Source organism: Mucilaginibacter boryungensis (assembly GCF_015221995.1).
GTDB classification, from domain to species: Bacteria; Bacteroidota; Bacteroidia; order Sphingobacteriales; family Sphingobacteriaceae; genus Mucilaginibacter; species Mucilaginibacter boryungensis.
Window position 1 is genome coordinate 680,510 of sequence record NZ_JADFFM010000001.1, and the last position, 15,262, is coordinate 695,771.

Below are 15,262 nucleotides of genomic sequence, written 5' to 3' on the forward strand. Positions count from 1 at the left end.
ATAGGGGTAACTCGAAACTAAAACTTGCACGAAGTAAAACATCAAGTATGAAGATTTAGTGAAGTTTATATTTAACTGTTAAAAGTTAAGGTAAATGCGGTCCCTTTGCCCCGGTTCGATCGGATGTCGATACTGATATGGTGAAACGTAGCAATACTTTTTACTATGGCTAATCCCAAACCGAAACTCTCCATTTCGTCGCTTTCCAGTTTTTCAAAACGGTTAAATGCCTTCTCTATTTGCTCGGGTTCCATACCTACGCCGCTATCAATTATAGTTAATATGTATTTATCACCGGCCACCTGATCGGCTATTGTTAATGTTCCTTTGGGGTAATTGTATTTAACGGCGTTATTTATAATGTTAAATAACAGGGTATGCACCAGCGGCCTGTTCCCTGTTATGGTGTATTGGTATTTAATATTATTGTTAAGCACAATTTGCTTCGCTTCAAGGCGGTCTTCCAATTCCTCAATAATCTCGGTTAAAACATCAGTTATTTTTACGCTGTCACTTTTGTTGAACTGGTTATTTTCTACTTTAGATATCAGCAATAAACTATTAATGATAGACTTTAACCGGTTTAATGTTTTTAACGAGGCAAATAACTTATTTTCTGCTTCCTCACTTAAGTTTTCCTGTAGCATCAGGTTTTCCAGGCGCGAGCTGATGATAGATATCGGTGTCAGTAATTCATGCGAAACATTGGCAATAAATTGTTTTTCCAGCAAGAATAGGTCGGTTATTTTTTTCATCAGCGAACTGATGCTATCATCCAGTAAATTGAAATCCTGGGTAGATGTCTTTACCTTTTCGTAGTCGAAGTTAAGCGGGTCGTTAACTTTTATCAGCTTGCGGTCTATTATTTTATAAAACGGATTAAGCAGGTATTTGGTAAATATCAAATCGCTGGCAAGGGTAAGGGCAAGGGCAATAACCAATACTACCAGTGTAAACTTTTTAATAATGGTTTTCAGGTCTTCTACCGATTCGGTGCTTTCACCAATTTCGAGCAGGTAAGTTTTGTTCTTGAAATTAAACCGGGTGCTTAAAATGCGGTAAGTTTCGCTGTTATTATCTACCACTCTTTGCGCAGTACGATATTTAATAGCATTAGGTGGATTGGGCTCAAATACAATTGGTTTTATCAGTACATATTCCTGATTAAGAATATTATAGTCAGGCTGATTGATCAGGAAATTTTTGATCTCGTTTGATGACATCTGCCTGATCACCATATCCTTACTTTTCTGAAGCCTTACTTCGATATGATTAACCGAGAGTTTTTCAATAGCAAGTAGTGTAAACAAACCCGTAAACAGGATAACCGCTATTTTGGTAAGCGTGTTATAAAGGGCCAGTTTAAACTGTAATTTCATTAATGCTTTAAATATTTATACGGTAGCCAATGCTTCTTACAGTTTCAAACCAATCAACCAGGGCAAATTGCGATAGCTTTTTGCGCAGATTTTTCACATGCACATCCACAAAATTCGAGTCGGAATTGATCTCCAATACATCGCCCCAAACATGTTCTGTAAGGTTAGTGCGCGATATTACCCTGTTTTTGTTTAAAACCAGGTAGTTGAATATCTCGAACTCTTTTTTGGTAAGATTAATTCGTTCTTCATTATAATAAACCGTACGGTTTTGGATATTGATCCGAAAGCCTTTAATGTTTATTTCATTACTATCCAGCTTGTGCTTACGCCGTGTAATAGCATGTATACGGGCCAGTAGTTCATTCAGGCTAAAGGGTTTTGGCAGATAATCATCAGCACCCTCTTCCAGACCGTGTATGCGGTCATCTATAGCACCGCGGGCAGTTAAAATAATAACAGCATCCTCGCGGTTGGGCAGCTTTTTAAACACCTTCAGCAAGTCGAACCCGTCGCTGTCCGGCAAGCCCAGGTCAAGCAATATAAAGTCATAATTGTTTACAAAGATCTTTTCCTCGGCCGAACGGCGGGTACGGGCATGTTCAACCGTAAACCCCTCGCGACTTAAAAATTCGTCAATTTCCAGTGCAAGGCTTTTCTCGTCTTCAACAATTAATACATTCATAATTGGTGCAATTTACAAAAACATAAAACTTATAGCAGTTGCAATTTGTCTTTATAATATATGTTGCAACATAATGTCTTTTTAAGTTAAACATTGTAAAATTGCTCAAATCAATTTAACACGAATTGTGTTAAAGATAAAACTTGTTTTTTTGTATGAGACTTTCCATCGAACGTAAGCCCGTAAAAGTAAACCCCGATTCCAAACGTGTTATAGCCCGATTTTTTTTTAATGGTAATGATAGAGCCAAAGAGGTAATTGAGCGGGTAATGGATATTACTGAAGAAGAAGCGTTCGCGATAGTTTCACCTATTTTACAGGAGTATTCCAAGCGTCACCGCAACATTACCCGGGTACTTAACCGCCACTGCAGCAAACTAAAAAACCTGTTTGCCGAGCTTAAAGTTGATTTTGATAGCCTGACGGTGTACCGTAAATTGTTGATCGGGTCCTATTTTACACATGAATACTCCATTGAATCGGCCGCCTTTTTTAACCCTTCCATTGTAGATGACCCCGACCAAAGCGAGTTGGAAGACGGCGAACGCCGGGTGATCATTAGCTTCAGGGCGGTAGGCGAGGGGCATATCTCCTCCATCACCTTTCGCCGGGCAATGATTGATAAGAACAATAATATTACCGTAATACCCGCCGGCGATTATATTGATGAAGCTGAGATTGTACGCAACGCGGTATATAATAAAAAGCTGTTTTTTGAGAAAGCAGTAGCCACGCAAATTAATGTTGATGTGTTGCGTGAGGTTGAACAAAAGCTTGATCATCATTTTGAATATGCCACGTTGCGCCGTATTATCCTCGATTCGCAAAACCTGCAGGAAAAGGATATAAATAAGCTGGAGTTTGATAAGATACTTTGGTTGGCCGATAGCTATTATGAAATAGTTTTCTCGCTTGATACGGATATTTCGGACAGGGTGATTTTCCCAATATCCGAATATGAGCGTAAAGGGATTGAAGATGCCCGTTTTGTGAAGTTTATAAACGATGACGGCACTTTTGTATACTATGCTACTTATACAGCTTATGATGGTTCGCTGATTATGCCCAAACTGCTGCAAACGCGGGATTTTTACGATTTCCGTATTATGCCCTTATATGGTGATGGCGCGCAGAACAAAAACCTGGCCCTGTTCCCGCGTAAAATAAATGGCAAGTTTGTAATGATATCCCGTATAGACGGCTGCAACAACTATATCATGTATTCCGACAAGATTAACCTGTGGGAAAAACCTATTTTACTGCAAAAACCAAAGTTTAGCTGGGAGTTTGTACAGATAGGGAATTGCGGCTCGCCAATTGAAACTGAAAAAGGCTGGATAGTGATTACCCACGGTGTTGGCCCTATGCGCCGGTACGTTTTGGGTGCCAGTTTACTTGACTTGGAAGACCCTACAAAAGAGATAGGCAGGTTGCGCGAACCTTTGCTGATCCCCAATCCCGACGAACGGGAAGGTTATGTGCCAAACGTATTATATTCCTGCGGGTCTATAGTCCACAATAATAAATTGATCATCCCGTATGGCTTATCCGACTATTCTACCTCGTTTGCAGAAGTTGATATGGACGAACTGGTGAATAAGCTGCTGGAGGACGGGGCTTAGGTTATTGTTAAAGCTTTTTCATACAACCTGAAATTTTCTTCATCAAAACATACAAATACTACTTGTTCAATTTCCTGGTTATCTTTTAAAAATTCATCAACAGTTTTTAATGCTACTTCGGCGGCCTTGGCTTTTGGGTAATGGTAAATACCCGTGCTAATATTAGGGAAGGCAATAGTTTTGATGTTGTTTTTAACCGCTAATTGCAAACTGTTTTTATAGCAATTAGCCAGCAATTCCGGTTCGCCTTTTTCACCACCGTTCCAAATCGGGCCTACGGTGTGTATTACATAACGGGCGGGTAGTTTGCCACCGGTAGTAATAACAGCTTCGCCGGTTTTGCAGCGCCCCTGCCGGTCAATAATATCCATACAGTCATCCAATATCTGTTTGCCGCCAGCACGATGGATAGCGCCATCAACACCGCCGCCACCCATCAAACTGCTATTGGCGGCATTCACCACCGCGTCAACCTGCTGTTTGGTAATGTCCCCTTGTATAACTTTTATGCGTTTGTCCATTTTGATATAACAAAAAAGGCTGATGAAGTTTTGCAAGTCTTTTTTGTCATTGCGAGCGTAGCGTGGCAATCTCGTAGTACGACTTGCAAACTACGAGATTACCACGTTGCTTCGCTTCTCGCAATGACAGCTTTATGCAAACACCATTTCCATCTCATCAGCACTTGGGCCATAGCTGCCGGGAATAGGTACATTCAGCAGGCGCAGAAATACACCTAATTGTGCCCTGTGGTGTATAAGCTGCGAGAACGACATACGGATCACCTCGGCTTTGGTATTGGTAAAATAAATCTGCTCGCCATTGCGCATGGTCCATGGTTTTTGCAGATCGGCTTCTGTCGCGGCGTCTAATTGCGCTTTGGCATCGGCCACATTTTTCTCAAAGTAATCCAAAACATCCTGCGTATTGGAGTAAAAGGTGTGCTCGCTTTCGGTTGCAAAATCAAGCTCGCTGGTAGTTAAGGTCAAGGCTATCCATCCCGGTATTTCAGCAACGTGTGTAGCCAGGCGGGTAATGGTCATGCTTTTAGGGTGCGGCCGCCAATCGTAACTATCGTTAGGGATAATGGCCAGCATTTTACGGGTGGTCTGTGCTTCCTGCTCCAGTTCCTTTTTAAAAATTTCAATCAGGTTCATATCTTTTATTTTTTAGTTGATGATACAAAGGAACCATCAGCTAATGACAGCCCTATGTCAGCAGGAAAATTTTTAATATGAAAATTGTGCAGCTAATAAAAAAACGTCATTGCGAGGAACGAAGCAATCTCCAAACTATCCATATCGGATTTACATATCGGGAGATTGCTTCGTTCCTCGCAATGACGAGCTTTGTGTTCCCCTTCGGGGAATCAGGGGTGTTATATCTTTTCCAACTCACTCTTTACAAAAGCGGCCAGTTCGGCTACGTAGCTTGCGCTGAAATCGAACTTAATGCCGGCAGTTTCGTAAATTTCTTTAATGGTTTTGGTATAACCCAGTTTCAGGGCGTCAAGGTATTGCTGTAATCCTTTTTCGGGGTTTTCTTTATAGTTTTTCCAAACCGCAATAGCACCTAATTGTGCCATGCCATATTCAATATAATAAAATGGCACCTCAAAAATGTGCAATTGCTTTTGCCACAGGTTTTGTTCGGCTTCCTTATGGTCGCTCCAATCTACAAAACCCGCGCCAAAACGTTCGTATATCTGTATCCAGGCTTCAGTGCGCTCGGCATCGGTATGGTTGGGGTTAGTGTATATCCAATGCTGATATTGATCGACCACTGCTACCCATGGCAGGGTTTTCAGCACATCTACTAACTGATCGCGTTTGGCGCGTTTCAGGTCTTCCTCGTTATCAAAATACACATCCCAGTTATCCATGCTGATCAGTTCCATCGACATAGATGCCAGTTCGGCTACCTCGGCAGGGGTGTGCTTAAAGTCATTTAATTCAAGGTCGGCAGTAAGGAACGTATGTACCGCGTGGCCGCCTTCGTGCACCATGGTGGTCAGATCGCGGAAGGTATTGGCTGAGTTCATGAAAATGAACGGCGCGCCGGTTTCGCTTAGCGGATAATTGTAACCGCCTGGTGCTTTGCCTTTACGGCTTTCCACATCAAAAAGGCTGTTATCCTTCATAATTTCCAAACGCTCGCCTAAATACCTGCTGATATTGCTAAAGCATTGTATTGATTTCTCGATCAGGTCAGCGCCGTTTTTAAAGGGTTTTAATGCGGGTTTGCCCGATATATCAACGTCCATATCCCAGGCTTTTAAGGTATTTAAACCTAAAGCTGCTTTGCGTTTTTCGGCTTGTTCACGCAGTATAGGTACTATTTCCTTCTCTATAGCTTCGTGGAAGGCATAACAATCCTGCGGGGTATAATCAAAACGGCCCAGCGCCTGGAACATATAATCGCGGAAATTCTCAAAATTTGCATTCAGTGCCAGTTTGTGGCGCAGGGCGCGCAGGTGGTCGAACAGGCTGTTCAGCTTGTCTTTATCCTGTAACCTTCGGGCAGTGATAGTTTCCCAGGCTTGCTGGCGTTTGGCGCGGTCGGCATCCTTTAAAATTACGGCAGCCTGTTCCATGGTATATTCCTTATCGCCAATATGCACCGACATGGAGCCGGTGATGGATTGATATTTCTGCTGCTCTAATTGTATCTCGGTTTGTACCGGGATGTTTTCCTCACGGAACAACTCCAGCGATTTGCGCACCCCACGCAGATAAATAAAGTATTTTTCGCCGTCCAGTTGATCGGCATATTCGCTGGCTACCAGCTTTTTATTCAGTTCATTGTTACAGGGGGCAATTTTAGGCTCAACTTCGGTAGCAAAGTATTGAAATTTAGCCAGCAGGTCTTCGTTGGTGGTATCGCAGGTCATGCGGATATAACGCCAGGCAAAATCTTCCTCAATTGCGGCTTCTACCTCGCTGCGGTCGCGCATCCATTGCTCTAATTCCTCCACCGAATTAATGGGGCGGGCAATCAACTCCTTAAACAAGGGTTCCAGGCTTTCCCAGTTCATTTCAAATTCGGCAGGGACGTATGTTCTTGGTTTTTTATGGATCATGGTTGTATATTATAAATCCGGTATAACGGATAGACCGAAAGTCCGAAAGATTTAGCAGAAAGCCAAAAAAGTATGAAAGATTGACAGAATTGTTGGATTACTACTTACGGGCTATGGCCCGGATACATTACCCTGTTTTGTTTTCACCAGATTTTCACCCGTATTTCCTATCTTGCCAGTATTAAATGAAGCGATATATATTCCTTTTATTAGTATTTATCACGCTAAGATCAATAGCCCAGAAGGCTTTGGTTTATGATGATATGGTGTATCGCCCCGAAATAAAAAGCGTGCAATTCAGTGTGGTTGGCAAAGAGAGTTCGTTCCCGGTAATTAATCTGCGGTCGGGCGAACAGGTGATGCTGGCCTTTGACGATCTGCGCGGCAATACCCGTAACTATAATTATACCATTGAACATTGCGATGCCGAGTGGAACTCATCTAACCTGTCGCCTTCGCAGTACCTGCAAAGTTTTAACGAGGACAGGCTGACCGAATACCGTTATTCATCTGCTACGCGGCAAAAATACGTGCATTACGAGCTGGTTTTACCTAACCAAACCATCGCGCCTAAAATTGCCGGCAATTATCTGTTAAAGGTGTACGAGAACAGCGATCAGGATAACCCCATTATTACCCGCCGGTTATATGTGTTGGGCAACAGGGTAAGCACGTTTGCCGAGATTATCCCATCGCCGAATACTGCGTTGCGCGAGACCAACCAGAAGATAAATTTCACCCTGGATTATGCCGGGTTAAATGTGCAAAACCCTTATACCGATCTCCGCACATTTATTATGCAAAATGCCCGCCCTGAAACCCGTACTTTAAGTAATAAACCATCGCAAATACGGGGCACACAGCTGGTATATAACGATGTAACCACGAACGATTTTCCGGGCGGTAACGAGTTCAGGCATTTTGATACCCGTTCGTTACTTACCAATTCCGAACGGATAGGGCACATTTACCGGGATACGGTGAATACTGTGATACTGCTTACTGATTACAACCGGGATAAGCCGGGGTACACCTTTGAGTATGATAACGACGGTAAGTTTTTTATCAATACCCAGGATAGCCGCGACGCGCGCACCGAGGCTGATTATGCCCACGTGTACTTTAACCTGGCTACCAATAAAACCATCCGCGATGGTACGCCTTATATTGTGGGTCAATTTAATAACTGGCGCATAGACGCCAATAGCAAACTGAGATATGACGGCGGCCGCTTTTATACCGACCTGTTCCTGAAACAAGGGGTTTATGATTATGCTTATGTTTGGGTAGATACAGTTAATAACCCCGATTACACCCTGCTGGAAGGCAACCACTTTGAAACTGAGAACGACTATCAGTTACTGGTTTACTACCGCCCTGTTGGCGCCCGCTGGGACGAGTTGGTGGGATACCGTTTGCTAAACAATGGGTTGAATAAACGGTAATAGCAGAAATAAAGCCAGCGTGGGGGATATCAATGCATAAAAAAGCCTTCCATCTGGAAGGCTTTTTTATTATTTTAACAGGTGTATTATCAATTACATTGGTGGCGTGGCTTCGCGGCCTTCTTTAAGGCGGCGCAGTAGCTCAAATTTAAAATCGCGTTCGCTTTTAAAAACCAGGTTGGCTTTTTCGGGCGGCATTATTTTAATAAACTCGCCGTAGTAGTGTTTTTGCAGGTTAGTAATGCGTGCCTGGTAACTCAACTCACGATCAAACTGATCGGTCCCGCTTGGATCGGCGTTGGCATTGTTTTCTTTACGCAGTTTGGCTACATATTCCAGTTCGTCCTGGTATTCATCGTACGTTGGCCAAAATTTAGCGGCCTGTTCGGGTGTTAAGGCCAGTCGCTGCGATATATAGCCTTTTTTAATAGCCTCGAAGCGTTTGGCTACCGTTGGCTTGCGCATGCGGTTGCCCATGCCCCTGTTTTGTAAAGCCGGGCGTCCTCCCTGCGCATTGGCCATCAGGCCCGCACACATGCAGAGTAAAATCAGAACGATCCTTGTTAGCTTATACATTGTTTAGTATCCCGTTAATGTGTACTTAAATAATCTTTCAGTTCTTCCGCATCCGCGCCGTAGCTGTTAACCTTGTCGGCGCCATCCATCAGACTGCGGGTATCAGCAGCATCGGTATGCGTTTGCAGGTACTCAATAATATCGGCATCGGATACCTTAGACAAGGCTTTGTGTATGTAAGAACGCTGGTGTTTTGCCTGCGGACTTTCATAACTTCTTAAAAACAGCGTACCGCCTACACCAAGCACCAAACAAGCTGCTGTGGCGTATTTAAAAGCACCCGAAGTAAACATTTTGCGCACTATGCCTTGTTTACGTTTAACCCCGGTTTGGGCCGTAGTTTTATTGATGATAGCGTTCTCCAGGCCTTCAAAATAATTTTCGGGCACGGTAAAACCTTCCGATTGCTTGTTCAGCAATTCATCAACCGCAATCATATTAATTATTTGCTGGTGCTGATCCTCAAAATAACCATCGGGCACTGTAAAGTCGCCTTCGGTGTGGTGGAGTGCAGCTTCAACATTAATACGGCTTTGCAGGTTGGTCTGCATTTCCTCAAAATAATTTTCAGGAACAGTAAACCCTGTATCGCCCTGCAGCAACTCCTCCACATTCATGCGGCTTTGCAGGTTATCGGCTAATTCATTAAAATAATTTTCAGGGACGGTAAAACCCTCCCCATTATTGGCGCTCATCCCGTCAATAAAGGCGCGCGACATCGCCCTTTGATGTAATTCATCAAAGTAATTATCGGGCACTATAAACGGGTTATTTGAGTTTACCTGTTTAAGTGACGGATAATCGTCCAGCCATTCTTTATTGTCCATATCACTTTTCATATCTACTTATAGATGAAAATCAGATGAAAAGGTTTAAACACTTTTTTAAAATTAATCATTACCTAATAAATGCGCCTCAATTTTTTTCACCGCAAGGTGAAAAGATGCCTTTAACGCGCCTACGCTTGTGCCCAAAACATCGGAGATTTCTTCATACTTCATATCATCATAATACTTCATGTTAAAAACCAAACGCTGTTTATCGGGCAGGGTAAGCAAAGCTTCCTGTAATTTCTGCTGGGCGCGGTCGCCGTTAAAGTAGGTAGAATCAGCCAGCGACTCAGCCAGTTCATACGATACATCATCCAGCGGGATATTGTTCTTCTGCTTCTTTTTATTCAGGAAGGTAATACACTCGTTAGTAGCAATGCGGTACATCCAGGTGTATAGTTGCGCGTCATTACGAAAGTTAATCAGGCTTTTCCATACCTTCACAAATACGTCCTGCACCAGGTCGTCGGCATCGTCGTGGTTTACCACCATACGGCGCACATGCCAGTATATTTTTTGCTGATATTTTTTCAGCAGCAAATTAAAAGCCTCGTTCCGGGTCTTTTCATCCCTGAACTTGTCTAAAATTTCCGCGTCATCTACCGGTTGTGCCATTTTGTAAATTTAATATTTTTCGGGATGCTTTATCAAATTGTCATTGCGAGGAGCGCAGCGACGCGGCAATCTCGTAGTATGCTAATCAGGCTACGAGATTGCCACGCTACCGCTCGCAATGACAGCGATATGTCTATCCCAACTTATTTAAAGCGACAAACGCCTTAAATTGTTTTCTTACGCTTTATAACGCGCTGAACGGCTTCAATAATATGTTTGGCGTCCAGACCGTATTTGGTCATCAGTTGCTCGGGTGTACCGCTTTCGCCGAAACTGTCGTTCACAGCTACATATTCCTGTGGAGTTGGGTTGTTTACCGCCAGCAATTGCGCAATGCTGTCGCCCAGTCCGCCTAAACGGTTATGCTCTTCGGCAGTTACCACACAGCCGGTTTTAGCTACCGATTTTAATACGGCTTCTGCATCCAGCGGTTTAATGGTGTGTATATTAATGATTTCGGCATCGATACCCATTTCGGCTAATTGTTCGCCCGCTTGTATGGCTTCCCATACCAGGTGACCGGTAGCAAAGATGGAAACATCAGCACCTTCGTTCACCATCCAGGCTTTGCCTATCTCAAATTTCTGATCGGCATCGGTAAAAATTGGAACTACCGGCCTGCCAAATCGCAGGTAAACAGGGCCTTCGTATTCAGCTATGGCAATGGTGGCCGCTTTGGTTTGGTTATAATCACACGGATTAATAACGGTCATGCCCGGCAGCATTTTCATCAGGCCAATATCTTCCAGTATCTGGTGGGTAGCGCCGTCCTCGCCCAGGGTTAAGCCCGCGTGCGATGCGCAAATTTTTACATTTTTATCCGAATAGGCTATCGACTGGCGGATCTGATCGTATACCCTGCCGGTAGAAAAATTGGCAAATGTACCCGTAAAAGGTATTTTACCACCAATGGTTAAGCCAGCGGCAATACCCATCATATTAGCTTCGGCAATACCGGTTTGAAAAAAACGTTCAGGAAATTCTTTAATAAAATCGGCCATTTTTAATGAACCGATCAAATCGGCGCAAAGGGCAACAACTTTATCGTTGCGTTTGCCGGCCTCCAGTAAACCCGCGCCAAAGCCCGAGCGTGTATCTTTTTTATCTGTGTAAGTGTACTTCTTCATTGTGAGCCTCACCCCAACCCCTCTCCTTTAGGAGAGGGGTTTATTGGGAATATTTTAATTGTGATATAAAAATTCTAACTCCCCCTTTAGGGGGCTGGGGGGCTTAATAATCCCCTAAGCTTTCTTCCAGTTGTGCTAATGCTGCGGCTAATTGCTCGTCGTTTGGTGCAACGCCGTGCCATTTGTGGCTGCCCATCATAAAATCAACGCCGTAGCCCATGCCTGTTGCCATTAGTATTACAATAGGTTTGCCCATACCTGTTCGGCTTTTGGCCTCGGCTAAAGTTTGGACAACATCGGCCATATCATTACCATTCATCGTCATTACGTCCCAGCCAAAGGCACTCCATTTCGCAGCCAGGTCAAGCAGGCTCATAATCTTTTCGGTAGGGCCGTCAATTTGCTGCCCGTTCACGTCAACCGTAGCAATCAGGTTATCAACTTTATGGTGAGGGGCAAACATAGCAGCTTCCCAAATCTGACCTTCCTGTAATTCACCATCGCCGTGCAGGGTGTAAACCAGGCGCTCGTCACCGTTTAATTTTTTAGCTAAGGCCGCGCCAATAGCTACCGATAAACCCTGACCTAACGAACCTGAAGCGATACGTACACCCGGCAAATGTTCGTGCGTGGTAGGGTGGCCCTGCAACCGCGAATTTAGTTTACGGAAGGTAGCCAGTTCGGCTTTATCAAAATAACCTGCATGTGCCAGTACGCTGTAAAATACCGGTGAAATATGGCCGTTTGAAAGGAAGAACAGGTCTTCGCCAATGCCATCCATATTAAAGGCAGGGTCATGTTTCATGGCGTTAAAATATAAGGCTACCAAAAAATCGGTACAGCCTAAAGAACCACCGGGGTGGCCCGATTGGCAACCATGTACCATGCGTACAATATCGCGCCTTACCTGCGATGCTACTTGTTTTAATTCGTCAACGTTTTTGTTCATTATGGGTATTGTAATTGTTTTGAGTTGCTAATGTATGAATAAATGTCAATATGACAACTATAAAAGGTCAAGCACCTGCTGCGATGCATTCTGGGTATCTACTTTTTCAATAATGTGGGTAATAATGCCATCGCCATTAATAATAAAAGTAGTGCGGGCGGTGCCCATATATTTTTTGCCGTACATATTTTTCTCTACCCAAACGCCGTAGGCTTCGTTAATTTCTTTGCTGTCGTCGGCAATAAGGGTAAAAGGCAAGCTGTATTTGGTTTCAAATTTTTTGTGCGATTTTTCGTCGTCGGTGCTCACGCCAATCACTTCGTATCCTTTAGCCAATAACGATTGGTAATTATCCCTGAAATCGCAGGCTTCGGCGGTGCAGCCGGGTGTATCATCTTTTGGATAAAAATATAAGATGGTGGTTTTGCCTTTAAAGTCGCTTAGCGATACCTCTTTGCCGTTTTGGTCTTTAGCGGTAAAGCCGGGGGCTTTGTCGCCTGCTGTTAATGTAGCCATTATCTGTAAAAATCTGCGGTAAACTGTGAAACGTTGTTTTTAAAATCGGTAGCGGTTAATTCAAAAGTATGCTTGCCGCTACTTATCTCGGGGCCAAATGTATAAATAAACATTTTGCTTTTATAATCATGTTCAACCACCACCCATTTACCATCTATTTTACCCATTACATTTTTAACGCCCGAAAGGCTATCGTTAACCCTGAAAATAACTTTGCGTGTTGCTGCCAGGTTACTGCCATTGCGAATATTTACCGGCGATATCACCGGCGGGATACTATCTATACGGATGTCATAATCGCCAAAACCATGGATAATGCCTTTTATAAAGCCGTTCTCATAAACGCTTTCTACAGCGCCGTTAATGCTGCTTACCAGCACAGCTTTATTGGTGTATTTACCCAGGTCGGCATCGGATTTAATATACAGTGTTAAACTATCGTGAATAGGGGTGTATTTATTATGGATGCGATGCAGCGCCGAATAACTGCCCGGGCGTTTGGGCAGGATGCTGTATTGCAGGTCAAGGTCATCATATAAATTACCGGGGTCGGATACCAACCTCACTTTATCGGTGGTAAATTCGCTGTGTTTGTCGTAATGCAATAAAGTCCCTTGCGGATGAAATACCGGGTGACTTTCTTTCGGGATGCTTGATTTTACTTTTAGTTTAACGGTTGATGTATTACCCGCAATGTCTTTTACTACATACTCCACATCATGCATTTCATTATCATTAAAGGTAACCACGCCACGGTTTACCGATTGCGGGTACAGCGTAATTTTAGCGCCGGGCAGTATAAAACATTTTTGGATAAATCCGCCGGTTTTTTGGATATAAGGATAATCTATAAAAGCGTTTATGGCGTGTGTTTGGTCGAACGCAAAACGCTCGGCGGCGTAAGTAAAGACGGTTTTATCATCCACCTTCAGCTCGATGGAATAGACACCATTTTTATTAGCCGATGTACTGTTCATGTCATTAGCTGTTATACCGAAGCCAATTTCACCGCTTAATTCAAGCGTTTGGGGTTTTGCTAAATGGTAATTGCCCGCAGCGCCCCGAACGGGATAGGTTTGCCTGAAGATATTTTCATCAAATGGGCGGCCGTTTAAATGGTACACGCTTACGCTGTAAAGGCTTGGCGGTATTTTATCGGGAACGGTTAGACCAAATAACTGCGCGTTAATGGTTTCCTGGGTTTCGGTGTCGCGTATCTCAAAGTGCACATGCGGCCCGCCCGATGCGCCGGTATTACCCGATGCGGCTACCACTTGTCCTTTGTAAACCGGGAACTGGAAAGGGTTCAAGGTCAGGTCTACATCCCATTTTTGCTGCTGCTCCTGCGCCTGTTTTATTAAAGCTGCCAGTTGGGGGATGAAATGATCTAAATGACCATAAACTGAAGTAAAACCACCGGGGTGCGCAATGTAAACCGCGTTGCCAAAACCACCATATTGCACTTTTAAGCGCGAAACATAGCCTTTATCGGCCGCATGCACAGGGAAGCCAATATGCTGCTGGGTTTTAAAATCCAAACCCGCATGGAAGTGGTTGGGCCTTAACTCGCCAAAAGTACCTGCCGTAGCGGGCGGCAAATCCAGCGGGTAGCGGAAAACATCTTTCGGGTATTCTTTAGATTGTTTAAAATCCTGGGCAGAAGCAATGGAAAAAATAGCCCACAGAAATATAGGCAAACAGTACATTTTAATCATTATCGTATGGTAGATGTATAAAATCCTGGTTTTACTTCACGTAAAAGTCCAGCATTTTCTTACCCTGCAAATATCCCTCCAAATAGTCGCCTATAGCAACTTTACTTACACCGGGGGGCGTGCCGGTAAAAATCAGGTCGCCTTTTTTAAGGGTAATGTATTTTGATACGAAAGCGATAATGCTTTCGAAACTAAAAAGCAAATCTTTGGTAGTACCATCCTGACGGGTTTGGCCATTCACGTCCAGTCGCAGGTTTAAGTTATACAAGTCGCCAAGTTCGGCTTTTGGTACAAAGTTGCTGATAGGGGCCGATCCGTCGAAGCCTTTGGCCAGTTCCCAGGGCAGGCCTTTTTCTTTATGGCGGCTTTGGATATCGCGCGCGGTGAAATCGATACCCAAACCTATCTCATCATAATAATTGGCGGCAAATTTTTCATCCACATGCTTGCCTTCCTTGCACACTTTTAACACCAGCTCGATCTCATGATGCACATCCTGCGAAAAATCAGGGTGGTAAAACGGCTTGTTGTCTTTTAACAAGGCAGTATCCGGCTTCATAAAAATCACCGGAATGGTAGGTACAGGGTTATTCAATTCTTTAGCATGCTCGGCGTAGTTGCGGCCAATGGCAATGATCTTCATAGCGTGGGTATTGGTAAGGTGCCAAAGCTAAGATATTAGGGGGAAAGGTGAAAGGGGCTGATCATAAGAAACATGATTGCG

At 43.8% G+C, this 15,262-nt stretch carries 15 protein-coding genes; 2 read left to right on the forward strand and 13 right to left on the reverse strand.

The window, feature by feature from the left end; translation table 11 throughout:
- Positions 1-71: 71 nt before the first annotated feature.
- Both IRJ18_RS02910 and IRJ18_RS02915 read right to left on the reverse strand, forming a co-directional pair.
- On the reverse strand, positions 72-1,379 hold the full coding sequence (locus tag IRJ18_RS02910) for a sensor histidine kinase (protein ID WP_194104699.1): 1,308 nt from the start codon (positions 1,377-1,379) through the stop codon (positions 72-74).
- 7 nt (positions 1,380-1,386) lie between these two features.
- On the reverse strand, positions 1,387-2,064 hold the full coding sequence (locus IRJ18_RS02915; RefSeq protein ID WP_194104700.1) for a response regulator transcription factor: 678 nt from the start codon (positions 2,062-2,064) through the stop codon (positions 1,387-1,389).
- Between the two features lie 155 nt (positions 2,065-2,219).
- Here IRJ18_RS02915 and IRJ18_RS02920 point away from each other — a divergent pair, with 155 nt between their 5' ends.
- Complete coding sequence (locus IRJ18_RS02920; protein WP_194104701.1) at positions 2,220-3,686, forward strand: glycoside hydrolase family 130 protein; 1,467 nt, start codon at positions 2,220-2,222, stop codon at positions 3,684-3,686.
- Here IRJ18_RS02920 and IRJ18_RS02925 read toward each other — a convergent pair.
- From IRJ18_RS02925 to IRJ18_RS02935, 3 genes are all read right to left on the reverse strand, one after another.
- Positions 3,683-4,207 carry an O-acetyl-ADP-ribose deacetylase gene (locus IRJ18_RS02925; protein WP_194104702.1) on the reverse strand — a complete coding sequence of 175 codons (525 nt, stop codon included), beginning with the start codon at positions 4,205-4,207 and terminating at the stop codon, positions 3,683-3,685. The two genes, IRJ18_RS02920 and IRJ18_RS02925, sit on opposite strands and share 4 nt — an antisense overlap.
- Positions 4,208-4,339: 132 nt before the next feature.
- Complete coding sequence (locus IRJ18_RS02930; protein ID WP_194104703.1) at positions 4,340-4,843, reverse strand: DinB family protein; 504 nt, start codon at positions 4,841-4,843, stop codon at positions 4,340-4,342.
- A 221-nt stretch (positions 4,844-5,064) separates the two neighbouring features.
- The gene (locus tag IRJ18_RS02935; protein WP_194104704.1) at positions 5,065-6,765 is read right to left on the reverse strand and encodes a M3 family oligoendopeptidase; all 1,701 of its coding nucleotides are present in this window, start codon (positions 6,763-6,765) and stop codon (positions 5,065-5,067) included.
- 185 nt (positions 6,766-6,950) lie between these two features.
- Here IRJ18_RS02935 and IRJ18_RS02940 point away from each other — a divergent pair, with 185 nt between their 5' ends.
- Complete coding sequence (locus tag IRJ18_RS02940; RefSeq protein WP_194104705.1) at positions 6,951-8,210, forward strand: type IX secretion system plug protein; 1,260 nt, start codon at positions 6,951-6,953, stop codon at positions 8,208-8,210.
- Between the two features lie 93 nt (positions 8,211-8,303).
- On the opposite strand, the gene IRJ18_RS02945 is transcribed toward IRJ18_RS02940, so the two are convergent.
- The 8 genes from IRJ18_RS02945 to IRJ18_RS02980 form a co-directional block, all read right to left on the reverse strand.
- The gene (locus IRJ18_RS02945; protein WP_194104706.1) at positions 8,304-8,786 is read right to left on the reverse strand and encodes a hypothetical protein; all 483 of its coding nucleotides are present in this window, start codon (positions 8,784-8,786) and stop codon (positions 8,304-8,306) included.
- A gap of 14 nt (positions 8,787-8,800) precedes the next feature.
- Complete coding sequence (locus IRJ18_RS02950) at positions 8,801-9,625, reverse strand: hypothetical protein (RefSeq protein ID WP_194104707.1); 825 nt, start codon at positions 9,623-9,625, stop codon at positions 8,801-8,803.
- 51 nt (positions 9,626-9,676) lie between these two features.
- Positions 9,677-10,231 carry an RNA polymerase sigma factor gene (locus tag IRJ18_RS02955; RefSeq protein ID WP_194104708.1) on the reverse strand — a complete coding sequence of 185 codons (555 nt, stop codon included), beginning with the start codon at positions 10,229-10,231 and terminating at the stop codon, positions 9,677-9,679.
- Positions 10,232-10,395: 164 nt separating this feature from the next.
- A complete protein-coding gene (locus tag IRJ18_RS02960) occupies positions 10,396-11,358 on the reverse strand; it encodes a transketolase family protein (RefSeq protein ID WP_194104709.1) in 963 nt (320 codons plus the stop codon).
- 103 nt (positions 11,359-11,461) lie between these two features.
- The gene (locus tag IRJ18_RS02965) at positions 11,462-12,307 is read right to left on the reverse strand and encodes a transketolase (RefSeq protein WP_194104710.1); all 846 of its coding nucleotides are present in this window, start codon (positions 12,305-12,307) and stop codon (positions 11,462-11,464) included.
- A gap of 57 nt (positions 12,308-12,364) precedes the next feature.
- Complete coding sequence (gene bcp / locus IRJ18_RS02970) at positions 12,365-12,823, reverse strand: thioredoxin-dependent thiol peroxidase (RefSeq protein WP_194104711.1); 459 nt, start codon at positions 12,821-12,823, stop codon at positions 12,365-12,367.
- Positions 12,823-14,538, reverse strand: a complete 1,716-nt coding sequence (locus IRJ18_RS02975; RefSeq protein WP_194104712.1) for a M23 family metallopeptidase — start codon at positions 14,536-14,538, stop codon at positions 12,823-12,825. The genes bcp and IRJ18_RS02975 overlap by 1 nt, the downstream gene beginning before the upstream one ends.
- A gap of 31 nt (positions 14,539-14,569) precedes the next feature.
- The gene (locus IRJ18_RS02980; RefSeq protein WP_194104713.1) at positions 14,570-15,181 is read right to left on the reverse strand and encodes a fumarylacetoacetate hydrolase family protein; all 612 of its coding nucleotides are present in this window, start codon (positions 15,179-15,181) and stop codon (positions 14,570-14,572) included.
- Between the last annotated feature and the right edge of the window lie 81 nt (positions 15,182-15,262).

Coding starts and splice junctions, on each gene's coding strand:
- bcp (WP_194104711.1), bottom strand. CDS start 12,823: ATGGCTACATTAACAGCAGGCGACAAAGCCCCCGGCTTTACCGCTAAA.
- IRJ18_RS02945 (WP_194104706.1), bottom strand. CDS start 8,786: ATGTATAAGCTAACAAGGATCGTTCTGATTTTACTCTGCATGTGTGCG.
- IRJ18_RS02925 (WP_194104702.1), bottom strand. CDS start 4,207: ATGGACAAACGCATAAAAGTTATACAAGGGGACATTACCAAACAGCAG.
- IRJ18_RS02910 (WP_194104699.1), bottom strand. CDS start 1,379: ATGAAATTACAGTTTAAACTGGCCCTTTATAACACGCTTACCAAAATA.
- IRJ18_RS02965 (WP_194104710.1), bottom strand. CDS start 12,307: ATGAACAAAAACGTTGACGAATTAAAACAAGTAGCATCGCAGGTAAGG.
- IRJ18_RS02950 (WP_194104707.1), bottom strand. CDS start 9,625: ATGAAAAGTGATATGGACAATAAAGAATGGCTGGACGATTATCCGTCA.
- IRJ18_RS02955 (WP_194104708.1), bottom strand. CDS start 10,231: ATGGCACAACCGGTAGATGACGCGGAAATTTTAGACAAGTTCAGGGAT.
- IRJ18_RS02960 (WP_194104709.1), bottom strand. CDS start 11,358: ATGAAGAAGTACACTTACACAGATAAAAAAGATACACGCTCGGGCTTT.
- IRJ18_RS02915 (WP_194104700.1), bottom strand. CDS start 2,064: ATGAATGTATTAATTGTTGAAGACGAGAAAAGCCTTGCACTGGAAATT.
- IRJ18_RS02935 (WP_194104704.1), bottom strand. CDS start 6,765: ATGATCCATAAAAAACCAAGAACATACGTCCCTGCCGAATTTGAAATG.
- IRJ18_RS02920 (WP_194104701.1), top strand. CDS start 2,220: ATGAGACTTTCCATCGAACGTAAGCCCGTAAAAGTAAACCCCGATTCC.
- IRJ18_RS02975 (WP_194104712.1), bottom strand. CDS start 14,538: ATGATTAAAATGTACTGTTTGCCTATATTTCTGTGGGCTATTTTTTCC.
- IRJ18_RS02980 (WP_194104713.1), bottom strand. CDS start 15,181: ATGAAGATCATTGCCATTGGCCGCAACTACGCCGAGCATGCTAAAGAA.
- IRJ18_RS02940 (WP_194104705.1), top strand. CDS start 6,951: ATGAAGCGATATATATTCCTTTTATTAGTATTTATCACGCTAAGATCA.
- IRJ18_RS02930 (WP_194104703.1), bottom strand. CDS start 4,843: ATGAACCTGATTGAAATTTTTAAAAAGGAACTGGAGCAGGAAGCACAG.